Annotated in this window: 11 protein-coding genes; 4 read left to right on the top strand and 7 right to left on the bottom strand. The window is 73.8% G+C overall.

Annotated elements, in window-relative coordinates:
• Positions 1-49 precede the first annotated feature (49 nt).
• Complete coding sequence (locus HGK34_RS17160) at positions 50-754, bottom strand: class I SAM-dependent methyltransferase (RefSeq protein ID WP_201849634.1); 705 nt, start codon at positions 752-754, stop codon at positions 50-52.
• Positions 755-994: 240 nt separating this feature from the next.
• Between HGK34_RS17160 and HGK34_RS17155 the strand changes: the two genes are divergently transcribed.
• Positions 995-1,798 carry an MBL fold metallo-hydrolase gene (locus HGK34_RS17155; protein ID WP_307816042.1) on the top strand — a complete coding sequence of 268 codons (804 nt, stop codon included), beginning with the start codon at positions 995-997 and terminating at the stop codon, positions 1,796-1,798.
• Positions 1,799-1,855: 57 nt separating this feature from the next.
• Here HGK34_RS17155 and HGK34_RS17150 read toward each other — a convergent pair whose 3' ends face one another.
• The 3 genes from HGK34_RS17150 to HGK34_RS17140 all read right to left on the bottom strand — a co-directional run bounded on the left by HGK34_RS17150 (position 1,856) and on the right by HGK34_RS17140 (position 5,494).
• The gene (locus HGK34_RS17150; protein WP_201849630.1) at positions 1,856-3,313 is read right to left on the bottom strand and encodes an aromatic amino acid lyase; all 1,458 of its coding nucleotides are present in this window, start codon (positions 3,311-3,313) and stop codon (positions 1,856-1,858) included.
• Positions 3,310-4,197 carry a CPBP family intramembrane glutamic endopeptidase gene (locus HGK34_RS17145; protein ID WP_201849628.1) on the bottom strand — a complete coding sequence of 296 codons (888 nt, stop codon included), beginning with the start codon at positions 4,195-4,197 and terminating at the stop codon, positions 3,310-3,312. The genes HGK34_RS17150 and HGK34_RS17145 overlap by 4 nt, the downstream gene beginning before the upstream one ends.
• A 73-nt stretch (positions 4,198-4,270) precedes the next feature.
• Positions 4,271-5,494, bottom strand: a complete 1,224-nt coding sequence (locus tag HGK34_RS17140) for a helix-turn-helix domain-containing protein (RefSeq protein ID WP_201849626.1) — start codon at positions 5,492-5,494, stop codon at positions 4,271-4,273.
• A 426-nt stretch (positions 5,495-5,920) separates the two neighbouring features.
• On the opposite strand from HGK34_RS17140, the gene HGK34_RS17135 reads away from it, so the two are divergent.
• Positions 5,921-6,307, top strand: a complete 387-nt coding sequence (locus HGK34_RS17135) for a hypothetical protein (RefSeq protein ID WP_201849624.1) — start codon at positions 5,921-5,923, stop codon at positions 6,305-6,307.
• A gap of 27 nt (positions 6,308-6,334) precedes the next feature.
• On the opposite strand, the gene HGK34_RS17130 is transcribed toward HGK34_RS17135, so the two are convergent.
• Positions 6,335-6,901, bottom strand: coding sequence for a TetR/AcrR family transcriptional regulator (locus HGK34_RS17130; protein ID WP_201849622.1), 567 nt, complete (start codon positions 6,899-6,901; stop codon positions 6,335-6,337).
• A 58-nt stretch (positions 6,902-6,959) separates the two neighbouring features.
• Between HGK34_RS17130 and HGK34_RS17125 the strand changes: the two genes are divergently transcribed.
• The gene (locus HGK34_RS17125; RefSeq protein WP_201849620.1) at positions 6,960-7,976 is read left to right on the top strand and encodes an SDR family NAD(P)-dependent oxidoreductase; all 1,017 of its coding nucleotides are present in this window, start codon (positions 6,960-6,962) and stop codon (positions 7,974-7,976) included.
• 39 nt (positions 7,977-8,015) lie between these two features.
• Here HGK34_RS17125 and HGK34_RS17120 read toward each other — a convergent pair whose 3' ends face one another.
• Entirely contained in the window at positions 8,016-8,540 is a 525-nt protein-coding gene (locus HGK34_RS17120) for a 2'-5' RNA ligase family protein (RefSeq protein ID WP_201849618.1), read from the bottom strand.
• A gap of 197 nt (positions 8,541-8,737) precedes the next feature.
• On the opposite strand from HGK34_RS17120, the gene HGK34_RS17115 reads away from it, so the two are divergent.
• Entirely contained in the window at positions 8,738-9,172 is a 435-nt protein-coding gene (locus HGK34_RS17115) for a DUF4383 domain-containing protein (protein ID WP_201849616.1), read from the top strand.
• Positions 9,173-9,196: 24 nt separating this feature from the next.
• On the opposite strand, the gene HGK34_RS17110 is transcribed toward HGK34_RS17115, so the two are convergent.
• A complete protein-coding gene (locus HGK34_RS17110) occupies positions 9,197-11,302 on the bottom strand; it encodes an elongation factor G (protein WP_201849614.1) in 2,106 nt (701 codons plus the stop codon).
• Positions 11,303-11,447: the final 145 nt, after the last annotated feature.

The raw sequence follows: 11,447 nt of genomic DNA, 5'->3' as shown, positions 1-11,447 counted from the left end.
CCTTATCGTCGGCAGCGTCAGATGTGTATAAGAGACAGGGGAGAGGGGGTCAGCGGTGGAAGAGGGCGGCGTTGAGGAAGTCGGCGCCGAAGGTGCCGTCGGCGTCAGCCCGCACCGGCCGCAGTTCGACGGGGCGCAGGGCCGCGAAGATCCGCTCCAGGTCCTCCAGGGTGAACGACGTCCCGCCAGCTGTGTTTCCCGTGGCCAGGACCTCGAGGTCGCTCGGGCTGGGCTGACGCTCCCCGGAGAAGGCGACGACGGCGTACTGGCCGCCGAGTCTCAGCAGCGGCAGGAGCCGCCGGAGATAGGTGATGCGGCGGTGCGGCGCGAGGTGGTGGAAGCAGCCCGAGTCGTAGATCAGGTCGAACGGCCCGGCCGGGAGCGGGTCGCGCAGGATGTCGAGCGCCTGGACCTCCATCCCGCCCGGGAGCCCGGGCCGGATCTCGTCGAGCACGGCCGCGGCGAGGTCGACGCCCACCACTTCCGCGCCCCGCTCGGCCAGCCAGCGCCCGTTGCGCCCGTTGCCGCAGCCGACGTCGAGCACGCGGGCCCCGTCGGTCTCCCCGAGCAGGTCGCGCTCGTACCAGTCGACGAGCGGCTCGTCGGGGAGGTCCGTGTTCAGCGGGTGTCCTTCGCTGCGCAGCAGCCGCTCCCAGAACCCCGCGGCGTCGGCGCTCGTGCGGTCCCCCCGCTCGTGCTCGGCGAAGGCATGGTCAAGGGCCTCGAAGAGTTCGTCCGTCGTCCCGATCCGCACGTCCGAATTATCCCACGTTGTTCCTCCCCGTGGGTCCGGCGGTCCGCTCCGGTGTGCCGCGTCGTGAGGTCATCGCGTCCCCGACGGGCCTCATCGGGACGCACCGGCGATGCGCCGCGGCCGGCGGCCGTCGACAGGTCGAGGGCCGGTCCAAGGGTGAGGGCCGTCTCCGGTGGGGTGGTCGAGCCGTCCCGGCGCCGCCGAGGGAGGTGTCGCCCGGTGTGCCGGTACGGTGTCCCGGTGAGTGTCGCAGCCGAGGTCCAGGTCGTGGTGGCGCCTGTGTTCGGGACGAACTGCTGTGTCGTCACGTCGCGCTCCTCGCGCGACGGGTCCAGAGACTGCGTGATCGTCGACGCCGGCGCGGGCGTGGCGGCCGGCGTCGACCGGCTGGTGCGGGAGCAGGGGCTTCGTCCGCGTGCCGTGCTGGCCACGCACGGCCACGTGGACCACACGTGGGACGCGGCCGAGCTGTGCGCGCGCTACGACGTGCCGCTGCGGCTGCACGCCGCCGACGTCTACCGGATCGGCGACCCGTTCGGCACGCTCGTCGCCGACGGAGGCGAGGCCGTCGTGAGCGGTGCCCTCGGGCGGGAGCTGTCCGCCCTCGGGTTCGATCCCGCTGCGTACCGGGCGCCGGTCCCGGTCGAGGGCTTCGAGACCCGTGACGGGTGGGCGGACCTCACGTTCGGCACGGTCTCCCTGCGCGCCGTGCATGCGCCGGGACACACCCAGGGCTCCACCCTCTACCTGCTGCCCGGCCGGGACGCCCCGGACGGCGGCGTCCCGGACGGCGACGCTCCGGCGGCCGGGGCGAGAGGCGGTACGACGCCGGACGACGCCCCCTCCGGCGTCGCGCTCACCGGCGACGTCCTGTTCGCGGGTTCGATCGGCCGCACCGACCTGCCCGGTGGTGACGGCCTGACGATGCGGGCGACGCTGCGCGACGTCGTCGCGCGGCTGGACCCGGGCCTCGCCGTCGTCCCCGGTCACGGCCCGACGACGACGGTCGCGCGCGAGCTGGAGACCAACCCGTTCCTCGCGTGAACTGGCGGCGGGGGTGGCCGTCTCAGCCGTCCACCGGCGCCGCGGACGTGGTCACGACTACGTGAGGACCTGCCCCAGGTCGTCGAGCAGGCCCTCGGCGATGTCGATGTCGGCACTCAGGTCCCGGTCCGTGTCGTCCCGCGGCAGCGTCCGGGTCAGGTCGAACGCGTCGCGCAGGAGCCCGGCGGGGAGCCCGAGGTCCCGCCGGCGCAGCAGGCGCACCGCCCCGAGCAGCTCGCATGCCAGGAGTGTCCGGTAGGCCGCCGCGGCACGCTCGGTCTGGGTGATCGCCTGCGAGGCGAAGCTCGCGTCCTCCTCCGCGCCCCGGGAGATCGTGACGGAACCGAGCGAGGCGGGCTGGGCCGCCGCGCGGAGCTCGGCCAGCGTGGCACCGGCGACGGCCTCGGCCGCCATCAGGCCGGACGCACCCTCCGGACCGCTCGCGAGGAACGCCCGCATCCCGGTGAGTCCCGGCTCGTCGAGCATCCCGATCCGGGACATCACCAGAGGCCCGGTCTGCGCGACGGCCAGGTTGCACGCGTCGAGCGCGAGGCCGAGCGCCACCTGCTGGAAGCCGCCGTGATGGACCACCGCCTCGCCCGCGACGTCGAACAGGGGGTTCTCCTGCGCGGAGGCCATCAGCCGGGCGGCCTGGCGCGTCAGCGTGTCGAGCGCGTGGGTGACCGCTCCCTGGCTCACGGCGAAGGTCCGCAGCCCGAACGCGTCCTGGATCCTGGCAGGCTGCCACGCCGCCGGCCCGCCGGGGCCCTCCGGTTGCAGCAGGAGGCGTGCGCGCTCGGCCACGGCGTCCGTCCCGGGCGAGGCGGCGGCGCGCACCGCGGCGGGGGAGAGCACCGACGGGTTCCCGTCAAGACCGCGGAAGGTGAGGGCGTACACGACCGCCGCCGCCCGGTCGAGGCGCCCGAGCGTCTCGGCCGCGAGACAGGTGCGCCCGATGGTCAGCGCGCTCGAGCTGATGAACGGCAGCGCGCTGTCGGTCCCCCACGGGGACATCGGCGCGAACGGCCGTGTCGCGGGCCGCTCACCCATGAGGGTCAGGGCGGTGCCCGCGAGGGCGCCCAGGTCGCCCGTGCCGACGGACACGTAGGTCCGGACCGTCGGCAGCGCGTCGTCGTTCAGCATCCGTTCGAGCGGGCGGAGCACCGCCGGGTCGATCCCCGATCCGGCCGCGCAGAGCTGGTTGAGCCGTACCGCGAGCATCGCCCGGACCGCGCGGGCGGGCAGCCGGGGGCCGGCCTCCGTCGCGTGGCTGCGCAGGATTCGCAGCCCCTGGTCGTCGTCCGCCACGGCCACCGACTTGTTGGCCCCGACCCCCGTGGTGCGTCCGTAGGTGGGCACCCGGGTGCTGAGCCGCCGCGACATGACGTGGGTCCGGTGGACGGCGGCGACGGCGTCGTCCGGGACGTGGACCGGGGCGCCGTCGGCGACGGCGACGACGTCGGCCGGTTCCGCGCTGCCGTCCAGCGTGACCGGCCGATGTTCCTGATCCCTCACGTTTCCTCCTTCGACGACGCCGGCGCGCCGTGGGCGCGCGATCCAGCGTGCCGCACGACGGCCGCCCGGACCAGCAGGAGCACGACCGCCGCCATGACGAGCGTCGAGACCACGGCCGCGGTCAGGCCCGCCGTCGCCTCGGTGGCGGTGTCGATGTTGTAGGCGACGTGCCAGGCGGCGACGACGAGCACCGAGTACCCCGCGGACTCGTAGAGCCAGGTCAGGAAGTAGGAGCCGAACCACAGCCCGACGAGCCATCCGACCGTTCCGGCCGGGCCGAAGTCCCGGAAGTTCTGCACCACCAGGAACAGCGGTGCGTGCCAGAGCGCCCAGGCGACCCAGACGAGGGTGGCCGTGCCCAGCCGCCCGAACCTGGGCAGCAGGTGGTGAGCCAGGAACCCCCGCCAGCCGAGCTCCTCGCCGTATCCGTTGACGACCAGCAGGTAGCAGGCCACGAGCAGGAGGGTCAGGCCCTGGGCTGCGGGCGCCCCCGAGTAGAGCGTCAGGTCGCCCAGGGGCACGGGCGTGCCGTCGAGCCGTCCCACGACGAAGCCCAGACCGCTCAGCGCGAGCGTGGCGCCGACCAGTACCCACCAGCGGGCCTGGACCCGCAGGCGCACGGCGCGCCGCCAGAGGCCGGCCAGCCCGGGGCCGCCGTCGGCCAGTGCCGTGACCACGATCGCGGCGAGGGCGGGACCGGTGAGGCCGATCAGGTGGGTGGGCCAGCCCTGTCCCGCGCGGGAGACCTGACCGGTGACGGCCATCGGGATCCACCACGCCCAGGAGAACGCGAGGGCCAGGACGACATAGGTGCCGAGCCAGCGGGGGGATGCCGCGCGGGCGGCGGGCGAGGAGTGCGTCGGTCGTGTCCGGTGCGCCGCCATGCCCCCGATTCTGCGTGGCCGGGAGGGTGCCGGGAAGGGGCGAAAGGCCTTCGCCGCATGCGGGCCGGGCGGCCTACCAGTCGTCGTCGCCGGGTCCGAGCCACGCGGTGAACCGGGCCAGCGGTTCGTTGCCCCGCCGGTGGGCGCGGACGAGCAGGTTCGTCACCTCGCGTGTCGTGGGATGGTGCCGGGTCTGCTGCGCCGCGGTCCTCCGGGCGGTGAGCAGGCTGTCCAGCGCCTTGTCGTGCATCCCCTGCCAGAAGTACGCGCGCGCCAGGTCCAGGTTGTGGTGCGCCACCCGGGTGGGCAGCCGCGTGACCATGTGGCTCGGCAGGCGGGTCCGGTCGGCGACGGCGAGGGCGCGTGGTCCGTCGCCCGACTCCACGGCGCAGGCCACGCGGTAGATCGCGACGTTCGACGGGCCGAACGCGAGGTGCGACCAGTCGTTGTCCGTGTCCGTGTTCAGGTGGGTCGCGATGCCGTGCGCCTCCTCGACGTGGTCCATCGCGGTGTCCAGATCGCCCGCGCGTCCGGCGATGAGCGAGGAGCGCAGGTGGAGCGAGCCGACGGTCAGGAGGGCGTCGTCGTCCCGTCCGCCCGGGTCGACCGCCGCGCGGACGGTGTCCAGGAGCCAGAGGGCGCCGTCGTACAGCCCGTCACGCATGAGTGAGGTGGTCCGCATCCACGCGGCGAAACCGTCCGCTGCCGGGTTGTCCGTGAGCCCGGCGATCCACTGGATGCGGTCCTCGACGTTCGCCGCCAGGTCCTCGTAACCGGTCTGGTGGGCGACGGTGTGCGCGGCGTGGGCGTAGGTGAGCAGCGCGTCGGCGATGATGTCGCGGTCGCGCTGGTCGTCCGTGGCGTGCACCATGGCGAACGCCTCGGTGAGCAGGGGCGGGAGGATCTCCGCGAGCTGCGTGTTGTGGCCCTGTTGCAGCTGCTCGGCGATGTTCCTCGCGTCACGGGTGAGCTCGCCGGCCGGGCGGGCCGGGAGGTCCGGGTCCGCCGTCGGGAGGTCCCAGCGGTTCAGGGCGCGCCGCAGGTCGGGGATGAGCTTGTGGATGCGGTCCGGGGAGCTGCCCTCCCGGTCGTACGGCTGCCCGGTGAGTGTGCTCGCGTCCACGCGTAGCACTCGCGCCACGGTCGCGGCCACGGGCTGCGACACGTCCCGGTCCCCCTGCTCGATCTTCCGCAGCAGCGACAGGCTGATCTTCGCCTCCTGCGCGAGGGAGACCTGCGTCACGCCCCGGGCATGCCGGAGCTGCTTGATCCGCTTGCCGATCAACTCGTCGTCCATCGGTATCCCAACGTCGGCGGGACGGGAGATTCACACCTTACGCCCCGCAACGCACCCGAGTGCAACTCTAGAACTGACTGCCACACGACTGTGGCACTTGAGAGGGTTTACAGGTATCAGAGTGGATTGTGACGGCGGGCGGGTGTGCCGCGCCGGCGTCATCGGCACGTCGCGGCGTGAGTCACGCCGTGAGTCACTGGATGAGTCACCGGATGAGTCACCGGACGAGTCACCGAATGAGTCACCGCACGAGATTCCGGACGAGTCGCCGGGCCGGTCACGGTATCGGTCACGGCATCCGCGAAGACGGCTGGAGCGCGACATGACGACCCTTCCTGAGATGAGCCCCGCACCGGTCTTCCGGCGGCACTCGCCACCGCCCCTCCTGAGGCGGGAGCCGCCGCACGGACAGGGGGTGAGCGCCTGATGCGCGCCTGGAACGGCGATTCCGCCGGCGGCGCCCCCGCCGGGGCCGACGACGCCGCCCCCGGCCGCCGATGGACGCGGCTCGTGCAGGACGTCACGGCCGTGGTCGGTGAGGCGATGCCACCCGGCGGGGTCGTCACCGTGCGCGTCACGCTGGCCGACACCCGGTCCTCCCTGGCCTCCTGCGAGGTCTGGGTGGCCACCTCCGCCACGTCCTGGGCCTCGCGCGGTGCGATCGACGTGGGCGCCGCCTCGATGGTCGACCTCGAGCGGGCGCTCGTCGCGGCCGGATTCACGTTCCTCCTGACCGCGGACTCCCGCCCCCGGTGGCGCGTGGACCGCAACGGGGGCACCACCTATGCGCTGGACGTGCTGCGTACGGGATGAGCGCCCGGCCACCCCGCCGGGGTCCGGTCACGCCCCGGCGGTGACCCGGAACCCGAGGAGCTTCCAGGCGCGTGCCGCGTAGTCCGCGCGCTCCGCCGCGGGCCGGCGGGTCAGCGCGGTGGCGACGAGTTCGACGGCGAGCAGGACGTCGTCGACCGTCGTGCCCGCCGGGGCGCTCCCTGTCGCGACGGCGTCGGGGAGCCGGGAGCCGAGCGCCGAGGCGACCCTGCCGCGTAGCTCCATCAGGCGGGGGTCGGGCGGCGTGTCCGGCGTCGCGGAGACGATGTCGATGACCACGACGGAGTCGATCGCGTGCCGGGTCACCTGCCCGAGCAGGCCGGTGAGGTCGGTGTCCGGGTCACCGGCGGCCTCTTCGAGCGTGACCACCTGCTCCTCCAGGACGGCCAGGACGAGGGTTTGCCGGTCCGGGAAATGCCGGTACAGGCTGCCCTGCCCGACGCCGGCCGCCCGCGCCACGGCGTTGAGCGGAGCGTGCGGGCCGAGCTCGGAGAAGACGGTGCGGGCCGCGTTCAGCAGTGCGGCGCGGTTGCGGGCCGCAGCGGCCGGGCCGAGGTTCGCGCGAGGGCTTGACATGGACGTACCCTATCTACCGGACAGTATTGTCCGGTTCTTTCATCGACAGGAGCACTCCATGTCTCTCACCGCCTCCTCGACCGTCGGCCAGTGGCTCGACCACCCCGTCGGAGGTCCGATCCTCACCGCGATGCTCGCCCAGGGCGGTGGCTCGCCCGAGGCGCTCGCCCCGGCGCGCAACCTCCCCCTCGACCAGCTCGTCACGCTCTCCCAGGGGAAGTTCCCCGCCGAGATGGTCGACGCCCTCGTGGCGGCCTACAGGGACGCCGCCCCGGACGCCGCCGACGCCGACGACGGCTCCGGCGCCGCCGCCACGTGGACCGAGGCGGTCACGCCGGACCGGTTCGCCGGGCAGACCGTGATCGTGACCGGCGCGGCGTCGGGCATCGGCCGCGCGGTCGCGGGCCGGGTCGCGCGCGAGGGCGGCCGCGTCGTCGCCGTGGACCTGGCCAAGGAGGGGCTGGACGAGCTCGTCGCCTCCCTGCCGGGCGCCGACGTGCTCGCCGTCGCGGGGGACATCACCTCCGAGGACCTGGTGGCCGAGATCGTGCGAGCCGCGGGCGGTCGCGTCGACGCCCTGGCGAACGTGGCCGGGATCATGGACGACAACTCCGCGGTCCACGAGGTGACCGACGCGGTGTGGGAGCGGGTCATGCGGGTCAACGTCGAGGGCACCATGCGGCTGACCCGCGCCGTCGTGCCGGGCATGCTGGAGGCGGGGCAGGGGCGCATCGTCAACGTCGCCTCCGAGGCGAGCCTGCGCGGTTCGGCCGCGGGCGTCGCCTACACCACGTCCAAGCACGCCGTCGTGGGCCTGACCAAGTCCTCCGCCGTGATGTACGCGGGAACGGGCGTCCGCGTCAACGCCGTCGCCCCGGGAGCCGTCGCCACCGGCATCACCGTCCCGAAGGACGCGGAGTTCGGCGGCGAGAAGCTCGCCCGCTACCGCGGCAACATCCCGTCGCTGGCCACCTCGGCCGAGCTCGCGGCGTCGATCACGTTCCTGCTGTCCGCCGACTCGGTCAACCTCAACGGCGTGGTCATCGCCTCGGACGGCGGCTGGTCCGCCGTCTGAGCCGCGGGGCGTCGGCGGCCCACCCCTCGACCGCCCCGGTCAGGGGACCGTCGGTAGCGGGTGCACCGTACCCGTGCCGGCGTCCACGAGAGCCGCGCGGGTGAGCGTGCCGGTCAGGGGCAGGATCTCGTAGGCCGCCTCGAGGACCAGGGGGGTCTGGTCCAGCCGCACGCGGGGCGCCACGGTGACGTGCGGGCTCCACACGCCCGGGACGTAGTGCCGGTGCAGATCCTCGTCCGTCGCGTCGAGCGCCGCGACGACCCGTTCCTGGCGCGTGGCGAGCGTGCTGGTCACGGCGGGGACCAGGTGCATCCGGCCCCGGCGGAACGCGGCGACGGCGTCGAACCGGACGGGGGTGGGCCCGGCGTCGGGCAGCGACTCCATGGCGGCGCGCACCGCGTCGAGGTCCCAGGAACGCAGGACCGCCAGCGACAGGTGCGGCACATGGCGGCCGTGGGTGTGCGTGGCCAGCGTGGGCACGCCGTCGGCCTCGAGCCGCTGCCACAGCCTTCGCAGGGTCCGTTCGGTCGGGCTGTCGAACAGCAGACATACGGCCAGCGCCATGGGTCCAGCCTAGGGCCGGAACAAGTCACCCGAAAACAGTCCCATCCGATCCGGGCGCGGCTCCGAACACCAGGTACGAGGCTCGCCGGGGCCGCGGCCACGGCGGAGCGACCCGCCCCACGGCCGCGCGGCAGGCGGGTACGAACTGTCGACCTCGGGATCCGGCGACGGGTCCCCGACCGGAACGGAGCACCACCATGACTCAGTCCATGTCCGCGCAGCGCACCCGCGCGGTCCACCAATGGCTCGCCCTCACGATCGGCGCGGTCTATCTGCTCGTCGGCGTGCTGGGATTCTTCGTCACCGGGTTCGACGGCTTCGCGGAGCACGATCACGACCAGACCCTGCTCGGTTTCGCCGTCAACCCGTTGCACAACATCGTGCATCTCCTGATCGGCGTCGCCGGCATCGCCCTGTCGTCCACCCCGGGCCGGGCCCGCACCTTCGGCTGGCTGCTCGTGGCCGGGTACGGCGCGGCCTTCGCGTACGGCCTGGTCGCCGTGAGCAACCCGGACGTCAACTTCCTGAACATCAACGCGGCCGACAACGTCCTGCACGTCCTCAGCGCCGGCGCCGGCCTGGCCGTCGCGCTGTGGCCGCACCGGCAGGCCGCCGATGGGCTGCAGTACTGACGGCAGCGGCGGCTGCCGTGACGGCTACGTCCGCGCGGCGCCCGGTACGCGCTCGTAGCCCGCGGGCCGGATCGTGAGCTCCGCGCGGCCTCCCGTCAGCGACCGCAGGTCGAGGACGTAGCCGCCGAGCTCCGCCTCCGGCACGGTGGCGACCACGCGGGCGCGGCCGCCGTCGGCCAGCTCGGTCGCCGAGACGATCCCGCGCCGTCCCGACAGGTCGGTGAGCACCGCCCCCTGACGCTCGGGCGGGACCGTCACGGTCACCAGCGACACGGGCTCCAGCAGCACCGTGCCGGCCTCGGCCAGCGCTGCCCGGACGCCCGTGGCCGCCGCCGTGCGGAATGCCATGTCGGAGGAGTCCACCGAGTGCGCCTTGCCGTCGTACACCTCCACCCGGAGGTCCACGACGGGATGCCCCTGCGGCCCGCCCGCCGCCATGGCGTCACGCGCGCCCCGCTCGACCGCGCCGATGTACTGGCGCGGCACCGCGCCGCCCACCACGGAGTCGACGAACTCGAACTCGCCGTCGTGCAGCGGCTCGACCCGCAACTGCACGACGGCGAACTGCCCGTGCCCGCCGGACTGCTTCTTGACCTTGCCCTCGGCCCGCGCGGGACGGGCGATCGTCTCCCGGTAGGCGACCGGCACCGGGCCCGTCCGCACGTGGACGCCGAACACGCGCGCGAGCCGCTCCACCGCGACGGCGATCTGCGTGTCGCCGAGGCCGCGCAGCACCGTCGTGTCGCCCACCTGTTCGACGACGAGCGTCCGGTCCTCGGCCACGAGCCGGGCCAGCGCCGCCGGCATCCGCTCGTCGTCCGACTGGGACTCCGGCACGACCTGCACGGCGTAGACGGGCTCGCGCGGCGGCGGCAGGAACGGACGCGCCCGTCCCGAGGGCCGCGACCACAGCAGGGTGCCCGACGGCGAACCGCTCAGCTTCGCCACGGCGCCGACCTCGCCCGCGGCGAGCCGGTCGAGCGGAAGATGCTCCTTGCCCTGCAGCCGGAACAGGCCGTGGACGCGCTCGTCCGTGCCTGTGGTCGCGTTGCGCAGCCGGTCCGAGGCATGTACGACGCCGGAGAGCACCTTGAGCATCGACACCTGGCCCACGTAGGCGTCGGCGACGGTGCGGAAGACGTGCACCAGGGGCTCGCCCGACGGGTCGGTGGCCACGGCGAGCGACTGGCCGTCGTCGTCCCCGGACCCGGCAGGCTCGGGGCCGTCACCCCGTGCGCCGTCGCTCCCGGCGCCGACGACGATGCGGGCGTCCCGCTCACCCGGCGCGGGCGCGAGCTCGTACAGCAGGTCCGCGACGCGGTCCACGCCCGCGGCCGTCACGCCGGACGCCACCATGACGGGCACCCCGTCGTTCACGAAGACCTCGTGCGCGAGCGTCCGCTCCAGGTCCGCCGCGGACGGCTCCTGGCCCGACAGGTAGGCGTCGAGCTGATCGTCGTCGTGCGACACGAGTTCCTCGGTGACGTCCACGTGCATGCGGTGCTCCTCGTCCAGGACGCCCTCCGGCAGGTCCTCCTCGTGATGCCCGCCCGCCTCGTCGTAGACCAGGACGCACTCACCGAGCAGGTCGGCGATGGAGCCGAAGGACTGTCCCTCGCCCAGCGGCAGCTCGATCGGCCACAGGTGCTCGCCGAACGCCTGGTGGAGCTCACCCAGCACCCGCCGGAAGTCGGCGCGGGACCGGTCCTCCTGGGTCACCACCACGAGACGCGGCACGTCGAGGGCCTCGGCGGCCGACCAGGCGGTCCAGGTGCCGGGCTGCACGCCGTCCACCGCACTGACCACGACGAGCGCGAGGTCCGCGATCGCCAGGGCCGTGTCCACCGCTCCGGCGAAGTCCGGGTGGCCGGGAGCGTCGGCCAGGGTCAGGGTGCCCTCGGTGCCGTCGGGACATCTCCACGTGAGCGTCCCGAGCGCGAGGCCGAGCGAGATCCCCCGGGCGGTCTCCTCGGGCTCGTGGTCGCTCACCGTGGTGCCGTCCTCCACGCGGCCCGCACGCGAGATCGCTCCGGCTCGGTGCAGCAGCGCCTCGGTGAGCGTCGTCTTGCCGGCGCCTGACGCGCCGACGACGGCGATGGTCCGGTGGGTCGTGGTCGGTGCCGCGTCCATGAGGCCTCCCGCCCCTGAGTACTACTTGCCATGATGCCGCAGGGAGGCCCGCCGGGGCGCGCCGACGCCGCGAGCAGGCGCGTCACCACCTCGTAAGCACGGTGTAAGCCTCCCGTCATGGATCTGGAGGACGCCACGCGGTGAG

The sequence above is a fragment of the Myceligenerans indicum genome (assembly GCF_016742955.1).
Classification (GTDB): domain Bacteria; phylum Actinomycetota; class Actinomycetes; order Actinomycetales; family Cellulomonadaceae; genus Myceligenerans; species Myceligenerans indicum.
The sequence above is the reverse complement of the archived record's forward strand: the minus strand, read 5'-3'. Positions and strand labels throughout refer to the sequence as shown.